At 66.2% G+C, this 22836-nt stretch carries 25 protein-coding genes; 13 read left to right on the forward strand and 12 right to left on the reverse strand.

Annotated elements, in window-relative coordinates; all coding sequences use genetic code 11:
• Positions 1–148: 148 nt before the first annotated feature.
• Complete coding sequence (locus A8G00_RS15430; protein ID WP_103001092.1) at positions 149–1489, forward strand: anti-phage deoxyguanosine triphosphatase; 1341 nt, start codon at positions 149–151, stop codon at positions 1487–1489.
• A 131-nt stretch (positions 1490–1620) separates the two neighbouring features.
• Here A8G00_RS15430 and A8G00_RS15435 read toward each other — a convergent pair whose 3' ends face one another.
• The 3 genes from A8G00_RS15435 to A8G00_RS15445 all read right to left on the reverse strand — a co-directional run bounded on the left by A8G00_RS15435 (position 1621) and on the right by A8G00_RS15445 (position 4785).
• The gene (locus A8G00_RS15435; protein ID WP_025551435.1) at positions 1621–3198 is read right to left on the reverse strand and encodes a family 16 glycosylhydrolase; all 1578 of its coding nucleotides are present in this window, start codon (positions 3196–3198) and stop codon (positions 1621–1623) included.
• A 414-nt stretch (positions 3199–3612) separates the two neighbouring features.
• Entirely contained in the window at positions 3613–4449 is an 837-nt protein-coding gene (locus A8G00_RS15440; RefSeq protein ID WP_025551437.1) for a TIGR00266 family protein, read from the reverse strand.
• Between the two features lie 120 nt (positions 4450–4569).
• On the reverse strand, positions 4570–4785 hold the full coding sequence (locus tag A8G00_RS15445; RefSeq protein ID WP_025551439.1) for a hypothetical protein: 216 nt from the start codon (positions 4783–4785) through the stop codon (positions 4570–4572).
• Between the two features lie 253 nt (positions 4786–5038).
• On the opposite strand from A8G00_RS15445, the gene A8G00_RS15450 reads away from it, so the two are divergent.
• Complete coding sequence (locus A8G00_RS15450) at positions 5039–5704, forward strand: TetR/AcrR family transcriptional regulator (protein ID WP_025551441.1); 666 nt, start codon at positions 5039–5041, stop codon at positions 5702–5704.
• Positions 5705–5709: 5 nt separating this feature from the next.
• Here the strand turns inward: A8G00_RS15450 and A8G00_RS15455 are convergent, their stop codons facing one another.
• From A8G00_RS15455 to A8G00_RS15470, 4 genes are all read right to left on the reverse strand, one after another.
• Positions 5710–5967: a hypothetical protein gene (locus A8G00_RS15455; RefSeq protein ID WP_044661013.1), complete on the reverse strand. Its 258-nt coding sequence runs from the start codon at positions 5965–5967 to the stop codon at positions 5710–5712.
• A 130-nt stretch (positions 5968–6097) separates the two neighbouring features.
• Entirely contained in the window at positions 6098–6517 is a 420-nt protein-coding gene (locus tag A8G00_RS15460) for a PaaI family thioesterase (RefSeq protein WP_226870507.1), read from the reverse strand.
• Between the two features lie 31 nt (positions 6518–6548).
• Complete coding sequence (locus tag A8G00_RS15465) at positions 6549–7730, reverse strand: acetyl-CoA C-acetyltransferase (protein WP_025551447.1); 1182 nt, start codon at positions 7728–7730, stop codon at positions 6549–6551.
• A 162-nt stretch (positions 7731–7892) separates the two neighbouring features.
• Positions 7893–8822, reverse strand: a complete 930-nt coding sequence (locus A8G00_RS15470) for a 3-keto-5-aminohexanoate cleavage protein (protein WP_103001093.1) — start codon at positions 8820–8822, stop codon at positions 7893–7895.
• A 196-nt stretch (positions 8823–9018) separates the two neighbouring features.
• Between A8G00_RS15470 and A8G00_RS15475 the strand changes: the two genes are divergently transcribed.
• The 11 genes from A8G00_RS15475 to A8G00_RS25915 all read left to right on the forward strand — a co-directional run bounded on the left by A8G00_RS15475 (position 9019) and on the right by A8G00_RS25915 (position 18070).
• A complete protein-coding gene (locus A8G00_RS15475) occupies positions 9019–9729 on the forward strand; it encodes a GntR family transcriptional regulator (protein WP_025551449.1) in 711 nt (236 codons plus the stop codon).
• Positions 9730–9798: 69 nt separating this feature from the next.
• On the forward strand, positions 9799–10089 hold the full coding sequence (locus A8G00_RS15480; protein WP_044661015.1) for a DUF1330 domain-containing protein: 291 nt from the start codon (positions 9799–9801) through the stop codon (positions 10087–10089).
• A gap of 62 nt (positions 10090–10151) precedes the next feature.
• A complete protein-coding gene (locus A8G00_RS25235) occupies positions 10152–10310 on the forward strand; it encodes a hypothetical protein (protein WP_157009794.1) in 159 nt (52 codons plus the stop codon).
• Positions 10311–10454: 144 nt separating this feature from the next.
• Positions 10455–10757: a hypothetical protein gene (locus A8G00_RS15485; protein WP_025551453.1), complete on the forward strand. Its 303-nt coding sequence runs from the start codon at positions 10455–10457 to the stop codon at positions 10755–10757.
• An 82-nt stretch (positions 10758–10839) separates the two neighbouring features.
• Positions 10840–11523 (forward strand): hypothetical protein, encoded by a 684-nt coding sequence (locus A8G00_RS15490; protein WP_025551455.1) that lies wholly within the window; start codon positions 10840–10842, stop codon positions 11521–11523.
• Positions 11524–11633: 110 nt separating this feature from the next.
• Positions 11634–13154: an aldehyde dehydrogenase gene (gene adh, locus A8G00_RS15495; RefSeq protein WP_044661016.1), complete on the forward strand. Its 1521-nt coding sequence runs from the start codon at positions 11634–11636 to the stop codon at positions 13152–13154.
• A gap of 248 nt (positions 13155–13402) precedes the next feature.
• Entirely contained in the window at positions 13403–13792 is a 390-nt protein-coding gene (locus A8G00_RS15500) for a DUF779 domain-containing protein (RefSeq protein ID WP_044661017.1), read from the forward strand.
• A gap of 48 nt (positions 13793–13840) precedes the next feature.
• Entirely contained in the window at positions 13841–14983 is a 1143-nt protein-coding gene (locus tag A8G00_RS15505) for an FIST N-terminal domain-containing protein (protein ID WP_044661018.1), read from the forward strand.
• Entirely contained in the window at positions 14980–17187 is a 2208-nt protein-coding gene (locus A8G00_RS15510; RefSeq protein WP_103001095.1) for a NahK/ErcS family hybrid sensor histidine kinase/response regulator, read from the forward strand. The genes A8G00_RS15505 and A8G00_RS15510 overlap by 4 nt, the downstream gene beginning before the upstream one ends.
• Before the next feature lie 116 nt (positions 17188–17303).
• Complete coding sequence (locus tag A8G00_RS15515; protein WP_172451872.1) at positions 17304–17915, forward strand: phytanoyl-CoA dioxygenase family protein; 612 nt, start codon at positions 17304–17306, stop codon at positions 17913–17915.
• A complete protein-coding gene (locus A8G00_RS25915; RefSeq protein ID WP_103001097.1) occupies positions 17846–18070 on the forward strand; it encodes a phytanoyl-CoA dioxygenase family protein in 225 nt (74 codons plus the stop codon). Before A8G00_RS15515 ends, A8G00_RS25915 begins: the two co-directional genes overlap by 70 nt.
• Positions 18071–18098: 28 nt before the next feature.
• Here the strand turns inward: A8G00_RS25915 and A8G00_RS15525 are convergent, their stop codons facing one another.
• The 5 genes from A8G00_RS15525 to A8G00_RS15545 all read right to left on the reverse strand — a co-directional run bounded on the left by A8G00_RS15525 (position 18099) and on the right by A8G00_RS15545 (position 22831).
• Positions 18099–18278: a hypothetical protein gene (locus A8G00_RS15525; protein WP_037483860.1), complete on the reverse strand. Its 180-nt coding sequence runs from the start codon at positions 18276–18278 to the stop codon at positions 18099–18101.
• 114 nt (positions 18279–18392) lie between these two features.
• A complete protein-coding gene (katG, locus tag A8G00_RS15530) occupies positions 18393–20615 on the reverse strand; it encodes a catalase/peroxidase HPI (protein WP_025551352.1) in 2223 nt (740 codons plus the stop codon).
• 162 nt (positions 20616–20777) lie between these two features.
• Complete coding sequence (locus tag A8G00_RS15535) at positions 20778–21320, reverse strand: aminoacyl-tRNA deacylase (protein WP_238320150.1); 543 nt, start codon at positions 21318–21320, stop codon at positions 20778–20780.
• Between the two features lie 100 nt (positions 21321–21420).
• Positions 21421–21954, reverse strand: coding sequence for a GNAT family N-acetyltransferase (locus tag A8G00_RS15540; protein WP_025551356.1), 534 nt, complete (start codon positions 21952–21954; stop codon positions 21421–21423).
• A gap of 100 nt (positions 21955–22054) precedes the next feature.
• Entirely contained in the window at positions 22055–22831 is a 777-nt protein-coding gene (locus tag A8G00_RS15545) for a response regulator transcription factor (RefSeq protein WP_025551358.1), read from the reverse strand.
• Positions 22832–22836: the final 5 nt, after the last annotated feature.

Genomic DNA, 22836 nt, shown 5'->3' on the forward strand with positions numbered 1-22836 from the left:
ATAGTTCAAATAGGCAAATGAGGGCGGGGTGGGATGAGGATCGGCATGGAGGAAGCAGCATGAACCGGTTTTCCTGCGCCTGCGCGGGAGAAGCGGCCTATATTCCGGCCAAGCGACAGGCGGTCGGGATTCGCCGGAGAAGAGTGGCATGAACTGGTATGAACGGCAGGAAAACTGGCAGGCGCAGAGCGAGGACGCCCGCAATGAAGCGGATGTCGACTATGCGCGGGTCATCCATTCCGCGTCCTTCCGCCGCCTGCAGGGCAAGACGCAGATCCTGAACCTGGGCGACAGCGATTTCTATCGCACGCGGCTGACCCATTCGCTGGAGGTCGCGCAGATCGCGGGCGGCATAGCGCGGCAGTTGCGGCAGGATTTCCCCGACCACCCGGCGATCCCGCATCTGCCCGACCACAGCCTGATCCAGGCCATCGGCTTCACCCATGACTTGGGCCATCCGCCCTTCGGCCATGGCGGGGAAGTCGCGCTGAATTACTGCATGCGGCAGGCGGGCGGGTTCGAGGGCAATGGCCAGACGCTGCGCATCCTGGCCCGGCTGGAGAAATTTTCGGCCGGGGCGGGGGCCAATCTCATGCGGCGGACGCTGCTGGGCGTGCTCAAATATCCGGTCCCCTATGCGCAGGCCTGCAATCCCGCCTGCGCGCCCCGGCTGAGCGGCAGGCCTTCTTCCATCCGCATCATCGACCGGGCCGCCAGCAAGCCGCCCAAATGCTATCTCGATACGGAGCGGCAGGCGGTGCAATGGATATTGGCGCCCTTGTCGAGCGCCGACCGGGAGGCGTTCACGGCGATCGAGCCGCAGGTCGGCAGGCACCACCGGGCGATCCACAAATCCTTCGATTGCAGCATCATGGACGTGGCCGACGACATCGGCTTCGGCGTCCATGACCTGGAGGGTGCGCTGGCGCTGCGCCTGATCGGGGAGGAGGCCTTTCGCAGGCTGGTGCCGGAGGAGGAATGCGCGTCCTTCCTGGTCCACCTCAAGCGGAAATATCCCGGCGAATCCGAGAATAATGTCTATGAGCGGCTGGTCGGGACGCTGTTCGGCGAGGGCGGCGGGCGCAAGCGCTGCATCGGACGGATGGTGCATCACCTGATCACCCATTGCCGCATCGACACGCGGGAGGAGTTCGAGGAGCCGCTGGTCCGATACCGCGCGGGGATGCAGGAGGGGCCGGCGCGGTTCCTGGGCGCGCTGAGGAACGCGGTCTATCAGGAGGTGATCCGCAGCGCCGGGGTGCAGCAACTGGAGTTCAAGGGACAGAAGATGGTGGTGTCCGTCTTCGAGGCGCTGGCGTCGGAGCCGGAGACCCTGCTGCCGGCCGAGCAATGGGCGCTGGTGCGGGCGGGGGAGGAGGCGCCGCGGGTGATCTGCGACTATATCGCCGGGATGACCGACGGGGCCTTGCTGAAGGCCTATGACCGGCTGTTCAGTCCGCGCATGGGGTTGATCTTCGATCAGTTCTGAGGGGCGCGGTCTTCCCTATCCGTCGCATGCTCCCGCGCGGGGCGGGAGCATGAAGGCGGAGGGGTTGCCGAATATCCGTCGGGCCCGGAACGGGGGTGGGATGGTCGGGCCTGGCCGCGCGACGCCTTCGTTCAGCCCCCGTCCGCATAGACCTTGATGTCGCGGACGATCATGTCGCCGGTGCCGTCCGCATAGTCGCCGGTCGTCTTCACCGCGACGTTCATGATCGGGTACCAGCGGAAGCCGGCGAAGGGATTGACCGCCTGATAGGTCTCCTTCCCGTCGATGAACCAAGTGATATAGTCGGGCTGGATGTCGACGGCGAAGCTGTGGAAGCCCGTGGTGAAGCCGCCGATGCCGTAGACCTCTTCGGTGTTCATGAAGACGCCCTGCTGGAAGGTGCGGGTGATGTTGGCGCCGCCGTGCAGCGTGTTGGCGGTGTAGCGGTCGAAATCCCACCAGCTTTCGAAGCCGAACCCTTCGTAAATGTCGATTTCCGGCGGCCAGCCGGCGGTCGAGATCAGCCAGAAGGCGGGCCAGGAGCCGCGCCGGTTCGGCATCTTCGCGGTGAATTCATATTGGCCGTAGCCGATCTGCACCGGCCGGGTGTTGTGGCCGCTGAGCACGACCGCGCCATAGTCATAGGGGACGCCGTCCCAGGCGATGGGCTGCTTCAGCTTCTGCGTGTGCATGACGAGCCCATCGTCCGTGTAGCGCAGGGGCGCCTCTATGCCATAGTCGCGATAGACCCAGCCGTCGAGATAGATGCCGGTTTCCTGATTGCCCGGTTGCGAGCGGCCATTGGGCAGCTTGGTCGACCAGGCCTTGTCATGGCCCGCGTCGGACCATTTGAGGGTTTCGCGGCTCATCCTCCACTGGAGCGTGCCCGTGGGCTGGAAGGCGCGGGGTTCGCGCCCCGCGACCTGTTCCGCCGTCGGTTCCTGCTGGAAATCGCATTGGACGAAGGCGCGGTCGGTGCCCATCTTGCCGCCCCATGGAGCCTCCACGAAGCGGACGATGAAGTCGGCCTGCGGCACGCCGAGCAATATGGGGACGGAGACCGTCTTGGTCAGCGGGTCGCCGGGGCGGAAGATCACCGCCTTGTAGATGCTTCGATAGTTGATGCCCGCCACGCCGCGGACGAGGCCCGGTCCATCCTCCGTCATCACCCGCGCGATCACGGTGTTGGGCGTCGGGCGGTCGAGCGTGATCGGCACATAGGCGACGGTCGCGCCGGGGCGGTAGAAGGCGGGGCCGACCGACGCGGTCGCCTGTTCAGGGTAGCGGGTGCCGCCGGCGAAGTCGAAATTGGCGAAATCGCCTGCCTGCGCGGCGGTGGCGGCGGTGGAGAGGGCCAGCATGGTGCTGACCGGCGCCATCGGTCCGGCGGCGCGCCCGGCCGGGCCGCCGGTTCGGGCGGCGGCGGCGGTGGTGGGAAAGAGCGCGGCGGGATTGCTGCTGCCCAGCGCCGTGGTCCAGGGGCTGGGGGAGGGGCGGGAGAAGTCGATCTGTGGCGTCGGGTTGGCGGTCCGGCCGAAAAAGCCGTTGGTGAGGATGGAGGCGATGCCCGGCGGGTCTTTCGCCGCTGGCGTGGGCGCGGAGATTTTTTCCGTGTCGGCGGTGAGGGACAGGCCCCATTCGCTCATGCAGAATATGAGCACGCACGCGAACAGCACGCCCGCAAGCGGGCGAAGAGAGAAAATGCGCATGGTACGACCCCGTTGTTGAGCGGCCCTGTGCCGCCTTTGTTGAACCTCCTTCCCGGAACGGCGGATTGCCCCGGCGCCGTTGCGGGTTCGCAAGATGGTTGGTGCGGATTCGTCCGCTATGGCTTTGAATAATAATGGATTTTCATGGCCGTGAAAAGGCTGCGGACGTCATGTGTCGATGTTCATGCACATATCGGCTCAAGGGGGATGGCGGTCATGCGCGGGGGCGCGCCACCGGCGGGCCGGTTGTGCGGCGCGCCGATGGGGGGGCTTGCGGTGGGGTTTGGGGGTGGGGGGAAGAGCGGCGGACGGCTATGGCGCGCGATGGCTCAAATCGGGCGCGGGCCGCGCGCTGCGGGTTTCTGTCGCATCGGTTTGAGCGGAAAACCGGTTCCCACTTTTGCGCACGATGCTCTAATTATTGCCGCCGATCAGGTCGCCTAGGCCGCCGAGCACGGAGCCTTCGCCGCGATTCTGGCCGCCGCGGCTGCCCGCCGCCGCCAGCATGCGGCCGGCGAGGCGCGAGAAGGGCAGGGACTGTATCCACACCTTGCCCGGCCCGGTCAGGCGCGCGAAGAACAGGCCTTCGCCGCCGAACAGGATGCTGCGCACGCCGCCCGCGCGCTCCAAGTCGAAATCCACCGTGTCGGTATAGGCGGCGACGCAGCCGGTATCGACGTGAAGCTGTTCGCCGGGGGCCAGTTCGCGCTCCACGATGGTGCCGCCCATCTGGACGAACACCCAGCCGTCGCCCTCCAGCTTCTGCATGATGAAGCCTTCGCCGCCGAACAGGCCGGTCATGATCCGCTGCTGGAAATGGACGCCGATCGATACGCCCTTCGCGGCGGCGAGGAAGCTGTCCTTCTGGCAGATCAGCCGCCCGCCGACCTGGTCGAGGCGAATCGGCAGGATCGCGCCGGGGGTGGGGGAGGCGAAGGCGACCCGCGCCTTGCCCCGGCCATTATGGGTGAAGACGGTGGTGAACAGGCTTTCCCCCGTCACCAGCCGCTTTCCCGCGCCCAGCAGCTTGCCCATGAAGCTGCCGTCGCTGCCGCCGCTGCCGTCGCCGAAGACGGTGGTCATGCCGACGGCCGCGTCCTTCCAGACCAGGGCGCCGGCCTCCGCCACGGCGCTTTCGCCGGGATCGAGTTCTATTTCCAGAAATTGCAGTTCCTGGCCCTTGATCTCGAAATCGATGTCGTCGGCCAGGCCGGCTTGACGATGATGTTGCCAGGGACTGGGGTTCGGCATGGTCGCGGGCTCCTGAATGGTTCCGGCCGATCATAGCCGTTCCCGGCCGGGTTGGGCCAGTCTTTGCGTGTACGCAAAGCTCTGCCGGGGGAGCGTGGCCCGGAAGGCAGGCGCGCGGGATTACCGGTCGAAGATGATCTTCAGGCTCTTGATCAATCCGGAAGTCTCGCTGAATTCGAAGAGGTCGACAAGATCGGTGTCGATCCTGACATCGTCCTTGCGTACCCATTCATAGGCGAAATGGGCGGCCCAGCGGCCCGGCAGTTGGAGCCGACCTTGCAGAGCGGCTTCCGTCCGGGCAGCTTGTTGCTGGAGGTGGAGGTTTTCGGCTGCCATTCTGCCGATCTAGACGTTCGAGGCGGGGGCGGCGCGATCCGGCTGGTCAATGACACCGAATATCGGCTGGTCGCCTAATGTCTTCAATCCGATCTGGCCCGGATGCAACGATTGACAGCGGAGTAGGTCGCTCCTTGGGAAAACCCCTTGAACTGAACGGCCATAATATTATGTTGGCTGCAAACAGTCATTTGGGAAAGAGGCGCGTTTTTTCCTGTAAGCGGCTGTGGTCAGGTCACTTATGGGATTATGCATGAGATATCCAAGCGACCATAAGGCGCGTACGCGGGAGCGCATCCTGACGGAGGCTTCGCGGGCGATCCGTTGCCAGGGTATTGACCGGGTGGCGGTGGCGAATGTGATGTCCGCGGCCGGGCTTACCGTCGGCGGCTTCTATGCCCATTTCGCGTCCAAGGACGATCTGGTCGCCCATTCGGTCGAGCATATGTTCCACGAACGCTATGAGCGGTTCTTGGGCCTGCTGGATGTCGGAGAGCCCCGCGCGGCGATCGCCAAATTCTTCGACGGCTATCTGTCGATGACCCATCGCAGCCATCCGGAGACGGGGTGCCCGATCCCGTCGCTCACCAGCGAGCTGGCCCATCTTTCGGAGGATGGGCGTGGGCGGCTGAGCAATGGCATGCGCGGACTGATCGACGGCGTGACCCGGCTGCTGGAGCGCGCCGGGGTCGACGATCCCGAGGAGGCCGCGAACGCCGCCTTTTCCGAAGCGCTGGGCGCGCTGGTAATGGCGCGGATGACGACCGACCTGAAAACCGCGGAGAAAATCCTCCAGCGGGCGCGGAAATCCGTCAAGGAACGGCTGGGCGTCGCGGATGTCGATACCCGCATTCCCTTGCGTCGCCGCTTCGCCAACAGTTCAGAGGCGGAGTCGGGAAAGACCGAAACGAGCAACTGAAGAAGTCAGGGTGGCTTGCCTTCGCCTTCTTGGCCTTCTTGCTCCGCCAGATGGGAACTGCCCATCGGGGGAAGCTTTAGCCGCGGGAAGGCAATGGTCTCCACCGCGCCCGATTCCTTCCGGGTGATCGCCGCCACGCAGTGAAGTTCCGGCCCGCCCGCGATCCTCGCGTCATATTCCGCGAAGCTCCTGTTGCCGATCGCTTCATGATAGGTCGGACGCATATGGTCATAGGACGCGCCGGCCGCCTGGATCGTCCGCAATATCCTGTCGCGGCCGACAATCGGTTTGCGCGTGACCGTGGAGTGGAGGACGGACTGATCGTCCAGATCGTCGCGGAACGGATGCTTCGGTTCAGCATGCGATGCTCCTGAAAGATGGTGCGCCCCGCGTTCAGCGGGGAACGACGCAGGTGGACGTGCCGTGCGCGAAGATCCGGTTGTCGAGGCTTTCGATGCGTCCGTCCAACGCGACAAGGGACCGGCCGCGCGAGATGACGGTGCCGATCACCCGCATTTCCCCGATATTGGCGGGGATGGGCCGCAGGAACTTGACGCTGGTTTCATAGGTGGGGGCGAAACCGCCCTCGTCCAAGGTGGTTGCCGCCGCGAGGCCCATGGCGGAATCCAGCATGGTCAGCGCCCAGCCGCCATGGACGACGCCGCCAAGGTTGAGGAAGCGTTCGCCCGGCGTCGCCCTCAGCTCCACGCGCCCCATTTCGGGCGGAAGAAGGGTGAAGGGCACGGTATCGGCCATGGGCGGGCGGGGCAGTTCGCCCCGCGCCAGAGCGCTTATCGTATCGAAACCGTTCATGACCGATCTTTCCCCCGCATCCGTGCCGCCGTCACAGCGTTTCCAGTGCGAGCGCTATACCCTGGCCGCCGCCGATGCAAAGCGTGACAAGGCCCCGCCGCACGCCGTCCCGCTTCATCGAATGCAGCAGCCGGGTCGTCAGCACCGCGCCGGTCGCGCCGATGGCATGGCCATGGGCGATCGCGCCGCCCTCCACATTGACGATGTCCTCCGGCAGGCCGAGTTCCTTGATGATGGCCAGGGGTACGGCGGCGAAGGCTTCGTTGATCTCGAACCGCTCCACGTCCGGCAGCTTCCAGCCGGCGCGTTCGACCGCCTTCACCACGGCAGGGACCGGCGCGAGGCCGAAGAGGCCCGGCTCCAGCGCGGCGACGGCGTAGGAGACGATCCGGCCCGCCGGTTCGACGCCGTTCGCCTCGGCCCAGGCGCGGGTGGCGACCAGCATCGCGGATGCGCCGCTGTTGAGGCCGGGGGCATTGCCGGCGGTGATCGTGCCGTCCGGGCGGAAGGCGGGCTTCAGCCGGGCCAGTCCCTCCAGCGTCGTATCGGCGCGGGGCGCCTCGTCGCTGGCGAAGCTGACGTCGCCCTTGCGGCCCTTGATGGTGACGGGGGCGATCTCCGCCGCGAACCGGCCTTCCGACTGCGCCTGCACGAAGCGCTTCTGCGAGCGTTCGGCCCAGCGGTCCTGCGCATCCCGCGAAATCTGGGAGCGGGTGACGAGATCCTCCGTATGCCAGCCGGAATGCTGGCCGGAAAAGGCGTCGTTCAGGCCGTCATGCAGCATGGAATCGATGATCGCGGCGTCGCCCATGCGATAACCCCAGCGGCCGCCGGTCATCAGATAAGGCGCGCGGTCCATATTCTCCATGCCGCCGGCGATGGCGACGTCGTGCAGGCCAAGCTGCACTTCCTGCGCGGCGGTCACGATCGCCTGCGCGCCCGATCCGCAGACCCGGTTGACGGTGAGGGCGGGGACCGAGACCGGCAGCCCGGCGTGGATCGCCGCCTGGCGCGCCGGGTTCATCCTGTTGCCGGCCTGGATCACATTGCCCATGGTGACCGCGCCGACGGCATCCGGCGACAGCCCTGCGCGGCGCACGGTTTCCCGGATGGCGACGGCGCCCAGTTCGGCCGCCGGCACGTCCTTGAGCGTGCCGTTATAGCTCCCGATCGGGGTGCGGACGGGATGGGCGAGGATGATTTCCGCGGTCACTCTGGCATTTCCTTCTCTTGTCGTCCGCACCGGTAGCGGCGGACCATCACATGATGTCTATAATATCATTGATCGTGATCGTCGCCTGTCTTTTCAAGGGCGGGGCGCGAATCGAGCCACGGATTCCGGGCCGGCCGATCCGGCGCTATCGACGCGCGGGCATCAGAAGGCGACCTTGTCCCCGCCCTTGAGGCCGAGCCGGGCGCGCGCTTCATCGGCGGTCGCTATCTCCAGGCCCAGATCTTCGATGATCGCGCGCACCTTGCGCACCTGTTCGGCATTGCTGGAGGCGAGCCGCCCCTGGGCGATGTTCAGATTGTCCTCCAGCCCCACGCGCACATGGCCGCCCATCAGCGCCGCTTGCGTCGCGAGCGGCATCTGATGGCGTCCCGCGCCCAGCACCGACCAGTGATAATCCTGTCCGAACAGGCGATCGGCGGTCCGCTTCATGAAGAGGAGGTTGTCGACCTCCGCCCCGATCCCTCCCAATATGCCGAAGATGAACTGGATGAAGACCGGCGGCTTGAAGAAGCCGCGGTCGATGCAATGCGCCAGATTGTACAGATGACCGACGTCATAGCATTCATGTTCGAACTTCACGTCATGGGCATCGCCCAGCGCATGGGCGATCTTGCCGATGTCGCGGAAGGTGTTGCGGAAGATATAATCGTCCGATTCCCGCAGATAGGGCTCCTCCCAGTCATGCTTCCATTGCCGGTAGCGATCCGCCATCGGATAGAGCGCGAAATTCATGCTGCCCATGTTGAGCGAGCACATTTCGGGCGACGCCAGCAGCGGCGCGGCCAGGCGCTGCTCGACCGTCATGGTGAGGCTGCCGCCCGTGGTGATGTTGCAGATGGCGTCGCAGCCCTGCCTGATGCGCGGCAGGAATTCCATGAACAGGGCGGGGTCCGCCGAGGGTCGGCCGTCCCTGGGATCGCGCGCATGGAGATGGAGGATGGCGGCGCCGGCCTCCGCCGCCTCTATCGCCTGTTCCGAGATTTCGGACGGCGTGACCGGCAGCGCGTCCGACATGGTCGGCGTGTGGATGGAGCCGGTGACGGCGCAGGAGATGATGACCTTGTCTTTCATGCTTGATCCCGATTCCAGCCGACGAGTGGTCGGCCATGTCATGCCATTTGCCCGTTCGCGGTCCCGGCCCGAAACCGGCCCCGGGGGAGGCGGGCGGTCGCGCGGACGATGTGCGAGTATTGTCCATGAGTCAACAGAAAGTGCACTTTTTGTTGTAACGGTTGTAGATGGGGGAAAAGTGAACTATCAAGGGCGAATGGCAGAGAAATCACCGGCGCCCAGCCGCACCCACCGCGTTTACGAGCAGATCCGGTCCCGGCTGCTGAACGGCGCGCTTCCGCCCGGTCAGAAGCTCGTCATTTCCGACCTGTGCGAGAATCTGGGGGCGAACCAGAGCGCGGTGCGCGAGGCGCTGGCGCGGGTCACCGCAGAAGGGCTGGTCACCGCCGAACCGCAGCGCGGCTTCCGCGTGAGCGAGATCGCGGCCGAGGACCTGCATCATCTGACGGATGTGCGCCTGTTGATCGAGGAGCCCTGCATCCGCTCCGCCATCGCGAACGCCACCATCGCCTGGGAAAAGGGGATCGTCGCGGCGCTGCACGGCCTGCTGCGGACGCCGCGCAACGACGATGACGGCAAGGTGACGCAGGAATGGGCGGACGCGCACCACGCCTTCCATCACGCGCTGGTCGCCACATGCGACAATCCCTGGCTGCTCCGGGTGCGCGACATGCTGCTGCTGCAGAGCGAGCGCTATCGCTGGCTCTCCATCTCCTCGCCGTCCAAGCGTTCGAATCTGGAGAAGGAATATAGCAAGCTGGCCGACGCCTTTCTGGCGCATGACGCCGATCTGGCGATCAAGCTGATGCGCGAACATTATCTGATGACGACGAAGATCGTGCTGGGCAAGGACCAGAAGCCTGCCCGGACCCGCAAGGCCTCCGCCAAGGTGACGGAAGGGGCGTAGGGGATTGCGGCCGGGCGCGCTTCCCGCCCTGCCGCCCCCGCGCATGACAGGAAGAGGAGAGGACCGTCCATGCCCGCTTATGTCGTCATGATCCGCGACCGGCTGAACGATGCCGGGGAGATGGCCGCCTATGCCGCGCTGGCGGTCAAGGCGCGGGGGGAAAAGCCGGCCCGGCGGCTCGCCTTCTATGGGGAGCATGATGCGGTGGAAGGGCCCGATCCCGACGGCGTCGCCATATTGGAGTTCGACGATCTGGATGCGGCGCGGGCCTGGTACCACTCGCCCGCTTATCAGGAAGCATTGCAGCATCGGCTTGCCGGTGCGGAATATCGCGTGATCCTGGTCGACGGCGCTCGCTGAAGCGCCGCAAGGCACGCCCGCCAAGAGGCGCGCCGGACAGGACTTATTGTGGGAGGATGCCGATGAAGGACAAGTCGCATATTTTCCGCGCGCTTTTCCCGGGGGGCTGGCAGGCGGTGCGGTCGCTGGAAAGCCTGCTCGCCGGCTATGGCGACATCATGCTGCTGCTGGGGGAGGAGGAACGGCCCCGGAAATGGCGGCGGCCGGGCGCGCGCCGCTGACGAAATCCCGCGCCCCCGGTTGGCCCACCCGGGCAGTCCCATCCATTCACCCGAGCGGATGCACAGCCGGACAGAATCCCATTGTCCGGAATCCGGCGCTCGGCTTGGGACGGGGACGGTTCGTTAACTATAAGGAGAATGGAGATGTCGCGGTCTTTCACGAAATTCGCGCCTCTGGCGGTGATTTTGGTGGGTTCGCTGGCGCTGGGGGGCTGTGCCACCAAGGGCTTCGTGCGGGAACAGGTCGCCGCCGTGAACCAGCGCGTCGATGCGCTCGACTCGCGCCTGCAGGCGACGGACGCCACCGCGAAATCGGCGCTGGCGGAGGCGCAGGCGGCATCCGGCCAGGCGCAGAACAATGGCCAGCGGCTGGACCAGATCAATGCCCGCGTCGACGGCATCGAGCAGCGCATGCAGGAAAATCAGCGCAAGCGGCCGCGCAACTGACGCCCGGAACGGGGCCGAATCCGGTGTTCCCGCGCCGGCGTCCGTCCTGGGCGCCGGCGCTTTCCTTCGAGTGCATTGAGCGATGATCCCACTGTTCCTGGCGCTGGCGGTGCTTGCGCCGGCCATTCCCGCGACGGAGGGCGTCCGGGCGGCGGAGCCGGCGAAACCGCAGGCGGACATGCCGCAGGAGGCGGGAGCGAAGCTGTCCGGGGAAGCGGCGCGCGTGGCCGACTGGATCGCCGCGTCCCGCGACAATGGCGCGCTGCCCTATATCATCGTCGACAAGAAGGCGGCGGTTCTCTCGCTCTATGACGCCAGCGGGAAATCGCTGGGTCATGCGCCGGTCCTGATCGGCGTGGCCGTCGGGGACGAGGCGAGCCCCGGCATCGGATCGAAGAATCTGGCGGAGATCGGCCCGGCGGAAAAGACGACGCCCGCCGGGCGCTTCCTGGCGAAATTCGGGCTGGCGGCGGGGCGGCAGAAGGTGCTGTGGGTCGATTATGCCACGTCGGTGGCGCTGCACCCCATTCCCAAGGGCGCGCCGAAAAGGGAACGCCGCCGCGAGCGGATGCTCTCGCCCACCGGCGACGACAATCGCATCACCTTCGGCTGCATCAACCTGCCCACCGCCTTTTACGGCAAGAACGTCAGCCCGCTGTTCCGGAAAAAGGGCGGCTATGTCTATGTGCTGCCCGACACCAAGCCGCTGGAAGCGGTTTTCCCCCGGTTGCGGGTGCAGGCGGCGATGAATGGCGGCGGGGGTTGAGCGTCCCGGTTTTCCGGCTTCATGGGCAGGCCCGACCCAAGGTCTAATTGTCCATTTGTCCGAAAGGTTCATCCTGTCCCTCAACTTTCAGACGAGTCCGGGAGAGGATGATGTTACAGCAGGCAATGGCGCGGTTCGCGGGGAAGACGCTGATCCGCGATAAATATGAGAATTTCATCGGCGGCCAGTGGGTGGTGCCGGTTCGCGGGGAATATTTCGACAATCTTTCGCCGGTGACGGGGCAGAGCGTGTGCAAGATCGCCCGTTCGACGGCCGAGGACATCGAGCTGGCGCTGGACGCCGCGCACAGGGCCAGGGAAGGCTGGGGCCAGCGTTCGGCGACGGAGCGGGCCAATATCCTCAATCGCATCGCGCAGCGGATGGAGGAGAATCTCGACCTGCTCGCCATGGCGGAGACGATCGACAACGGCAAGCCGATCCGCGAGACGACCGCCGCCGACATTCCGCTCGCCATCGACCATTTCCGCTATTTCGCGGCCTGCGTGCGGTCTCAGGAAGGCTCCATCGCGGAGATCGACCATGACACGGTGGCCTATCATTTCCATGAGCCGCTGGGCGTGGTGGGGCAGATCATCCCCTGGAACTTCCCGATCCTGATGGCGGCGTGGAAGCTGGCCCCGGCACTGGCGGCGGGCAATTGCGTGGTGCTGAAGCCCGCCGAGCAGACGCCGATGTCGATCATGGTGCTGATGGACCTGGTGGGCGACCTGATCCCCGAAGGCGTGCTGAACGTCGTCAACGGCTTTGGCGTGGAGGCGGGCAAGCCGCTCGCCACCAACAAGCGGATTTCGAAGATCGCCTTTACCGGGGAAACCACCACCGGGCGGCTGATCATGCAATATGCGAGCGAGAATCTGATCCCGGTGACGCTGGAACTGGGGGGCAAGTCGCCCAACATCTTCTTCGCCGACGTGATGGATGCGGACGACGATTATTTCGACAAATGCCTGGAAGGCTTTGCGATGTTCGCGCTCAATCAGGGCGAGGTCTGCACCTGCCCCAGCCGGGCGCTGGTGCAGGAGAGCATCTACGAAAAGTTCATCGAGCGCGCCGTCGCCCGCGTGCAGAAGATCGTGCAGGGCAGCCCGCTCGACCCCGCGACGATGATCGGGGCGCAGGCGTCGAACGACCAGTTGGAGAAGATCCTTTCCTATATCGACATCGGCCGGGACGAGGGCGCGAAGGTGCTGACCGGCGGCACGCGGGCGCATCTGGGCGGTGAGCTGGAGCAGGGCTATTATGTGACGCCGACCGTGCTGGAAGGGCATAATCGGATGCGCATCTTCCAGGAGGAGATTTTCGGCCCGGTGCTGTCGGTCACGACCTTCAAGGATGAGGCGGACGCGCTGCATATCGCCAATGACACGCTGTACGGGCTGGGCGCCGGGGTGTGGAGCCGGAACGGGAACACGGCCTATCGCATGGGGCGCAACATCCAGGCCGGGCGGGTCTGGACGAACTGCTACCATGCTTATCCGGCGCATGCGGCCTTTGGCGGGTACAAGCAGTCGGGCATCGGGCGCGAGACGCACAAGATGATGCTGGATCATTATCAGCAGACGAAGAACCTGCTGGTGAGCTATTCGACCAAGGCGCTGGGGTTCTTCTGAGGCGAGGGGCGGATCGCATGCCGAAGGCGGGTCCTTCCCCCTTCACGCCTTCGGTTCGGCGGGCGCCTCTCCCGGGCGTCCGCCTTTTTCTTCTTCCCCCTCCCGCAGGCGGGAGGGGGCCGGGGGGTGGGCGGGCGCAACCTCAGCGCCATTCTGCAATGGCTAAGCTGGAAGCTCCCCCGGATCAAGTCCGGGGTCGCGCCCACCCCTAACCCCTCCCGTTTACGGGAGGGGGACTGGAGATCATTATGAACCTTCCACCCCGCATCCTCGCCACGCCGGAAGCCGAAGTCCTGATCGCCCGGCTGGCGGCCCGGCATGGGCCGCTGATGTTCCACCAGTCCGGCGGTTGTTGCGACGGGTCGGCGCCGATGTGCTTTCCGCGGGGCGAGTTCAGGACCGGCGGGCAGGATGTGCTGCTGGGCCAGATCGCGGGCGACGTGCCGGTGTGGATCGGCGCGGCGCAGTTCGAATATTGGCGGCATACGCAAGTCACCATCGACGTCGTGCCGGGCCGGGGCGCGGGCATGTCGCTGGAAAGCCCGGAGGGGATGCGCTTCATCGTCCGCTCGCGCGTCTTCACCGATGAGGAGAATGCGGCGCTGGAAGCGGCGGGAGAGCCTTTGCGCGGCGGCTGATTCCCATTAGACAAGAAAAGAACAGGGAGAAAATGCGGGGAGAGGAACATGACGGTGCTGGCATCGGAGATCGCCTTTGCGTCAAGCCATGCGGGCGATCCGGCCAAGGCCATGGCGGAAGTCGCCGGTCAATTGGGGGACGAACCGCTGGCCGGGATGCTGCTGTTCTGTTCGCATCGTTTCGACCGGGAGGCGCTGGCGCGGGCGGTCAACCGCCGGACGGAGGGCGTGGTGGCGATCGGCTGCACCAGTTCGGGCGAGCTGACCGAAAATGGCTATGATGAGGACAGCCTGAGCGTCATCGGCTTTCCGGCTTCGGCCTTTCACATGACCTCGCTCTGTTTCGACGACATCGAGAATTTCGATCCCGCCGCCGCGCGGCAGGCGGTGCGCGGGCTGGCCGCGCAGGCGGAGCGGGAGAGCCGCCATCTGGGCGGGAAGGTCAATCATGTCGCGCTGTTCCTGGTCGACGGGCTGTCGCATCGGGAAGAATTGCTGACCATGACGATCCAGGACGCGCTGGGCGACATTGCGCTGATCGGCGGGTCGTCGGGCGACGGCATGGCCTTTCGGGAGACGGCGGTCTTCCATGGCGGGCGCTTCCATGGCCATGCGGCGGTGGTGGCGATCCTGTCCACGCCGCGCCCGCTGCATGTGTTCAAGGCGCAGCACTACCGGCCGAGCGAGGCGAAGATGGTCGTCACCGGGGCGATCCCGAACGACCGGATCGTGACCGAGATCAATGCGGAGCCCGCCGCGCAGGAATATCTGCGGCTGGCGGGTCATGCGGGCGAGGCGCTGGGCGTCGCCTTCTATGCCGCGCATCCGCTGATGGTGCGGGCCGGGGGCGATTATCATGTGCGGTCGATCCAGAGCGCGAATCCCGACGGCAGCCTTACCTTCTACTGCGCCATCGACGAGGGGATCGTGATGACCGTGGGCGAGCCGGTGGACCGTATTGCGCGGATGGACGCGCTGTTCGCGGACATTGCGGCGGAGGTGGGACCGGTGGACCGGATCATCGCCTTCGATTGCGTATTGAACCGCATCGATGCCGAGCAGCGGCAGATCAGCCGCGCCGTGTCGGAGCTGTACGGGCGGCATCGGGTGATCGGCTTCAACACCTATGGCGAGCAATATCATGCGCTGCACGTCAACCAGACCTTCAGCGGCCTTGCCATCGGCCGATGACCGACGCGGCCCTCTCTTCCGCCGAACTGGAGGCGTTGCGGGAAGAGAACCGCAAGTTGCGCAGGATCAATGCGGCGCTGATCGACCGGGTCGAACGGTCGAGCGACATGGCCGGCAACGCCTTTTCGATGTTCGAGACCGCGATCTCGCTGGAAGCCATGGTGCGCGAGCGGACCGTGCAGCTCGAAGACGCGCTGGCGAAGCTGGCGGAGGCCAATGCCGACCTCGCCTCCGCCCATGGCCATGCGGACGCGGCGCGGATGCGGCTGCGCGACGCGATCGATTCGATCAACGAAGGCTTCGTCCTGTTCGACGCGGAGGACCGGCTGGTCCTCTATAACGAGGCCTATCTGGGTTTCTGGCCGGAGATTGCGGACCATATCCGCGAGGGCATGAGCTTCGACGAGATCGCCAAGCTGGCGGCGGCGCATCACCGCCCGGTGGGACAGGACCGATGGGTGTCGGACCGGCTGGCGCGCCATAGCGTGGCGGAGGGCGGGCATGTGCAGGCGCTGTCCGACGGGCGCTGGGTGCAGATCAACGAACTGCGCACCAGCGAGGGCGGCATCGTCGGCATCTATACCGACATCACCGAGGTGAAGGCGGAGGATGCCCGCGACCGCGCGCGGGAACTGGCCGAGCGCAACATTGTGCTGCAGGCGACGCTCGACAACCTCTCCGAAGGCGTGTGCCTGTTCGATGCCGAGGGGCGGCTGGCGGCGTGGAACGAGGCGCTGCAACGGCTGCTGGAACTGCCGGAGGACTGGGCGCAGGAGCGGGATAGCCATGCCGCGCTGCTGGACTGGTGCCGGGGCAATCTGGGGATGGACGACAGGGGCTGCCTCGACCGGGGCGGGGCGCGCCATCGCAGCGAACTGGTCCATGCCGGGGGGCGCAGCTTCGAGATTCGCAGCAACGCCATGGAGCGGGGCGGGCAGGTGATCGGCTTCACCGACGTGACCGACATGCTGCGCGCGCAGGCGGCGCTGCGCGAGACGGCGGAGACGCTGGAGCGGCGGGTGGCGGAGCGCACCTCCGAACTGGAGGCGGAGGTGGCCGAGCGGCGCCAGATCGAGGCGCAGTTGATGGACGCCAAGACGGCGGCGGAGAAGGCGAACCTGTCCAAGACCAGCTTCCTGGCGGCGGCCAGTCATGATCTGTTGCAGCCATTGAACGCGGCGCGGCTGTTCGTCGCGGCGCTGGGCGACCGGCGATTGGCGCTGCCGACGCGGGCGCTGGTCAACCAGACGTCCACCGCGCTGGATTCCGTCGAGGATCTGCTGGAGGCGCTGTTGGAGATCAGCCGCCTCGACGCGGGCGCGATCCAGCCGGAGATCAGCGATTTCCGCATCGATCGGCTGCTCGATACGCTGCGGACGGAATTCGCGCCGATGGCGCGTTCGGCGGGGCTGGTGCTGGCGGTGGAGACGGCCCCGGTCTGGGTCCGCTCCGACATCCGGCTGCTGCGGCGGATTCTCCAGAATTTCCTGTCCAATGCGCTGCGCTACACCCAGCGCGGGTCGGTGCGCGTCGCCTGCGTCGCGGAGGCGGATGGGATAAGGCTGAGCGTCGCCGACAGCGGTCCCGGCATCCCCGTCGACAAGCAGCAACTGATCTTCGAGGAATTCCGCCGCCTCGACACGCCGGGGGGCAGGGGGGCGGGCGGCAAGGGGCTGGGCCTCGCCATCGTCCGCCGGGCGAGCGACATGCTGCGCCATGAAGTGACGCTGGAATCGGTGCCGGGGCAGGGCGCGACCTTCTCCATCCGCGTGCCGCAGGGCGAGGCGGTGGTGGAAGAGGGCGATGGGGGCAGCGCGCCGCGCAGCGACCGGTCGATGCGCGGGCTGAAGGTGCTGGTGGTCGACAATGAGCGGGCGATCCAGACCGGCATGTCGACCCTGCTGGGCGGATGGGGCTGTACCGTGGCGACGGCCGGGGGATTCGCGGAGGCGGTCGCCGCCTTTTCGGAAGGCGAGGCGCCCGATGTCATCCTGGTCGACTATCATCTGAACGACGGCGAGACAGGGGATGCCGTGATCGAGCGGTTGCACGGCCATTTCGGGCGGGCGGTGCCGTCGGTGATGATCTCCGCCGACCGGGGCGAGGCGCTGAAGGCCCGGATGGACGGCTGGGGCATTCCGCTGCTGGGCAAGCCGGTGAAGCCTGCGCAACTGCGCGCCTTGCTGCGCACGATGTTGAAATAGGCGGTTGTTTCTGTCGGGGCTGAAAGTCGATCCGGTCGGATGCTTTAGGTGTTCCCACTGATCGCCCGTCCTTGCCATCGGTGATAGGCTGAATCCCCCACATCATGGAGCGGGCTATGAGCGCTTTCGACGTCGCGACGGCTCGATCCTCACTGATCCGGGATGGGTTCACCGTGATCAGGGACGCCTTTTCCGCCCGTTCCGTGGAGGAGATCGTCGAAATCCACCGCTTGCTGGTCGCGGCGCTCGATGATCCTGTCCGTCCCGGCGACCGTTTCCGGATGGACATGGGGCGCGGGCTGGCGGGCGCCGGCCCTGCGCGGCTCAGCCAGCATGAGATACGCTATGCCTCCAACCTGGCGCCGCGCCTGATGGCGACCGAGGTGTTCGTGCGGAGCCAGCGGCTGGTCGATGCCATTGCGGGGCCGATGCACTTCGCCTTCGACCATATCATCTTCAAGCCCGGGCATTCCGCCACGACCACGCCATGGCATCAGGACATCGCCTATCGGAAGCTGGGCGGCGGGGCGCATGCCGGGGGCCTTGCCCGGCTCCACCTGTGGATTCCGCTTCAGGACACCAGCCTTGAGCAAGGTTGCATGGAGTTCGTCCCCGGCAGCCATCGCGCCGGGGTCATGTTACGCGCATATCGGGCACTTTGGGCCGGGAGGCGGCGGTTCCGCAAGCCGGCGAGCGGGTCGCATGCCCGATCGAGGCGGGTGGGCTGACCATCCATACGCCGCTTACCCTGCATTATACCGGCGCCAACCTTACGCCCAGGGCGCGGGGAGCCTGGATCATCCAGTTCAGCCGCTTCGGCCGGATGGAACGCGCGATCAAGCGCGGGCTGGGGATCGCGCCGCGCACCGTCCTGGCGGAATAGCATGGCGCAGGAGCAAGCGCCGGGGCGATCACCAGTGGCGCGGTTGCAGATGGCGTCTTTCCATTTCGTCCAGCACGGCCTGCTCGAACCCGGACGGGTTCTTCGGGTCGCCCATCCTGCGGCGGATGGCGGCCAGTTCCTTGTCCGTGAGGGCCGCTGCCTCGGCAGCATCCTTCAGATGATCATGCACGGCGAGTCTCCGCATCATGGCGGCGGCACTGTCGCATGAAAAGCGGGCAAGCTCAATTCAGCGAAAGGCTTAGCGTCGACCCCATGCAGGGCGCCGTGGAAAGGGCCGCCCCCGAAGGAGCGGCCCGACCCCTTATGCCGCCAGGTCGAAACGGTCGGCGTTCATCACCTTGGTCCAGGCGGCGACGAAGTCGTTCACGAACTTGTCGCCCGCGTCGGCGGAGGCATAGACTTCCGACAGGGCGCGCAGTTGCGCGTTCGATCCGAACACCAGGTCGACCCGCGTGCCGGTCCATTTCTGTTCATTGGACTTGCGGCAGGTGCCGGTGAAGATGTCCTTGTGACCCTCCACCTCCTTCCACGCCGTGCCCATGTCGAGCAGGTTGACGAAGAAGTCGTTGCTGAGCGTCCCCGGACGGTCGGTGAACACGCCATGGCCGGACCCGCCATGATTGGCGCCCAGCACCCGCAGCCCGCCGACCAGCACCGTCATTTCCGGGGCGCTGAGGGTCAGCAACTGGGCGCGGTCGATCAGCAGTTCCTCGACCGGCACGCTGAACGGCACGGGCAGATAGTTGCGGAAGCCGTCGACCTTCGGCTCCAGCACCTCGAAATTCTGCACATCCGTCTGTTCCTGCGAGGCGTCGGCGCGGCCGGGGGTGAAGGGCACCTCGATGCTGCGCCCGCCATCCGCCGCCGCCTTCTCGATCGCGGCCGATCCGCCCAGCACGATCAGGTCGGCGAGCGAAATCTTCTTCGCGCCCGCACTGTCGAACTCGGCCTTGATCTTCTCCAGTACGGAGAGGACGCGGGAAAGCTGTTCGGGCTGGTTCACGTCCCAGTCCTTTTGCGGAGCCAGCCGGATGCGCCCGCCATTGGCGCCGCCGCGATGGTCCGACCCGCGATAGGTGGAGGCCGACGCCCAGGCGGTCGTCACCAGTTCCGCGACGCTGAGGCCGGACGCCAATATCTTCTGCTTGAGCGCGGCGATGTCCGAAGCGTCGACCAGTGGATGGTCGACCGCCGGAATCGGGTCCTGCCAGATCAGGTCTTCGGCGGGGACTTCGGGGCCGAGATAGCGGGCCTTCGGTCCCATGTCGCGATGGCACAGCTTGAACCAGGCGCGGGCGAAGGCATCCTCGAACGCGGCGGGATCGTTGCGGAACCGCTCGGAGATTTTCCGATATTCCGGGTCCATCTTGAACGCCATGTCGGCCGTGGTCATCATCGTCGGCACGCGCCTGTCGGGGCTGTGCGCGCCGGGGGCCAGGTCTTCGGGCTTCTGGTTCACCGGCTGCCACTGCTTGGCGCCCGCCGGGCTCCGCACCAGCTCATATTCATAGTCGAGCAGCATGTGGAAGAAGCTGTGGTCCCAGGCCCGGGGCGTCGGCGTCCACGCGCCTTCGATGCCGCTGGTGATGGTGTGATCGCCCACGCCGCTTTCATAGCCGCTCTGCCAGCCAAGGCCCTGCTGCGCGATGTCGGCGCCTTCGGGTTCCTTGCCGACCTTCGATGCATCGCCCGCGCCATGGGCCTTGCCGAAGGTGTGGCCGCCGGCGGTGAGCGCGACGGTCTCCTCATCGTTCATGCCCATGCGCAGGAAGGTTTCGCGAATGTCGCGGGCCGATTGCAGCGGGTCGGGGTTGCCGCCCGGCCCCTCCGGATTGACGTAGATGAGGCCCATCTGGATCGCGGCCAGCGGGCTTTCGAGGACCATGTTCTTTTCCGGCTGGATGCGGGTTTCATTGCCCTCCTGGCCGACCCAGAACTCCTCCGTGCCCCAATAAACGTCCTTTTCCGGCTCGAACACGTCGGCGCGGCCGCCGCCGAAGCCGAAGACCGGGCCGCCCATCGATTCAATGGCGACATTGCCGGCCAGGATCATGAGGTCCGCCCAGCTCAGCTTCTGGCCATATTTCTGCTTGACCGGCCACAGCAGGCGGCGGGCCTTGTCGAGATTGGCGTTGTCCGGCCAGCTGTTGAGCGGGGCGAAGCGCTGCGAGCCGGAGGAGGCGCCGCCGCGCCCGTCGCCGGTGCGGTAGGTGCCCGCCGAGTGCCAGGCCATGCGGATGAAGAAGGGGCCGTAATGGCCATAGTCCGCCGGCCACCAGGGCTGGCTGTCGGTCATGAGGGCCGTCAGGTCCTTCTTCACCGCGTCATAGTCCAGCGACTTGAAGGCGGCCGCATAATCGAAATCGTCGCCCAGCGGATTGCCGGACAGGCCGTTCTGCTGAAGGATGTCGAGCGAGAGCTGGTTCGGCCACCAGTCGCGGTTGGTGCGCCCCAGCAGGGATCGCAGCGCCGCAGGCTCCTTCACGGGGCAGGCCAGCGGATCATTGCTCGTCTTTGCGTCCATTGCACGATTCCTTTCAGCTTCTCCGGGACCGGATTCTAGGCCATGCCCCGCGAAGGGGGAACTGCGAAGGCCATGTTATTTTTCCGATAACAGTGTGGAATTTATTAGATGAAAGGGGACCATGACTCCCCTCCCGCCGCGGGAGGGGGCACCCCTTCCTCTCTAAATACTGAACGCGAAATGCCCGGAGCCCTTTTGCAGCCGCCGCCAGTTTTCCGCATTCATATGAACGAGGGTGTGATGGTCGCCGCCCTCGAACCAGACATCCTGATCCATCAGCATGTCGTCGTCGATGATCGTCTTCAGCCCATAGGCCGCGCCGACCGGCGGAAGCGCGCCCAGTTCGCAGTCGGGGAACAGCGCCGCGGTCGTATGTTCCTCCGCCAGCGAGACGTCGCGGGCCAGCCATTGCTGCAGGAAGTTGAAGCTGACATGCTTGGAGGAGGGCAGGACGGCCAGCAGATATTCGTCGCCGGCCTGCACCAGCACCGCTTTCGCCACCTGCCGGCCGGGGACATGCGCCGCCTGCGCCGCCCGCGCCATCTCCGCCGAGGGTTCATGCGGCCATTCGTCGAAGCTGGTGCCGCAGCGGTCCATATAGCCGCGCAATCTTTGGGAAATCGCCATGACATCCTCCATCGGCCTGTGCCCGCGGACATGGGTCAGGGGGGCGTCGTGCGCGGTGCCGGGAACGGGTGCCGGCACAAGGGCGGGCGGCGGGTCTGGCCAATGCCGTCGATAGGATCAGGAATAGCAGATTTGCGGCCGATAACCAATCGCCCCGGCTGCCCCCTCCGCCGCGCGGTTACGGCCGGGCGGCGTCGGGCGCGGTGGCATTGCCGCCGCCCAGCGCGATCTGCATGTAGACGGTGTCGAGCCAGCGGCCCGCCTTCCAGCCCATGCCGGTGAGGCGGCCCACCTGCCGGAAGCCGCAGGCGGCGTGGAGCGCGACCGAAGCGGGTTCGCCGCCGCCGATCACCGCCACCATCTGGCGGAAGCCGAAAGCCCCGGCCGCGTCCAGCAGGGCATCGAGCAGCGCCCGGCCGATGCCGCCGCCGCGCCGGTCCTGCGCCACATAGATGCTGTTTTCGCACGCAAAGGCATAAGCGGGCCGGTCGCGGAACTGCGTCGCATAGCAATAGCCGACCACCTCCGCCCCGTCGCACGCCGCGAGGAAGGGCCAGCCCCGGCCGGTCACGCGCTCGATCCTGGCCACTGTCTCCGCAACGGACGGCGGCACGAGCTCGTAGCTGGCGGTGCCGTGCAGGACATGGTGCGCATAGATGGCGGCGATGGCGGCCGCATCCCCGACCGTCGCCTTCCGGACCGTGACGCTCATTGCCCTGTCGCCTCCACCATTTCGCCATCCTGCCCGACGCCGGGCGGCGACACAACCGGCCACCGGCTGGAGAAGAAGGGAAGAAATCGGGGAAAAGGGCTCAATCGGCGCGGAAATGCACCTGATTGGCCTTGATCACCGCCTGGGTGCGGCTGAGCACGCCCAGCTTCTGGAGGATGGCGGAGACATGCGCCTTGATCGTGGTCATCGACACGCCCAGATCGTGCGCGATCTGCTTGTTCAGCCGCCCGCGCACCAGATGCGCCAGCACCGTCTTCTGCTGCGGCGTCAGGCTGTCGATGCGGCGGGCGATCTCATCCTCCTCCGCCGTGGGCGCGACATTCTCTCCCATGGCCTCCGGCAGATAGATTTCGCCCGACACCACCCGATGGAGCGCATCGACGATGGCGCTGCGCTTCAGCGATTTGGGAATGAAGCCCGCCGCGCCGGCGGCCAGCGCCTCCTGCACGATGGCGCGGTCGAAGGCGCCCGACACCATCACCACCGGCAGGATCGGGAAACGGTCCCGCAGCAGTTTCAGGCCGTCCAGGCGGCGGACGTCGGGAATGTTGAGGTCGAGCAGGATGAGGTCGAAATTATCCTGCTTCTCCAGCAGCGAGACGGCCTCGTCCATGCTTGCCGCCTCGAAGATGTCGCAATTGTCGAAGCTGATCGCGATCACGCTGCGCAGCCCGTCGCGCACGAGGGGGTGATCGTCGACGATCAGCACCCGCTCCATGATTGCCTCGCCACCCATATACTGGCCCACCCCTCGACCCGGATCATCGGACAAGTCATGGGCCGTGGCAAGCCGCATCGCGCCGGGCGGAACCGCCGGAATGGAGTGCATGTGGTTGCCGCGTCCCATGACGATCATCGTTC

Origin of the sequence: Sphingobium sp. SA916, assembly GCF_002894065.1 — a bacterium.
GTDB classification, from domain to species: Bacteria; Pseudomonadota; Alphaproteobacteria; order Sphingomonadales; family Sphingomonadaceae; genus Sphingobium; species Sphingobium fuliginis.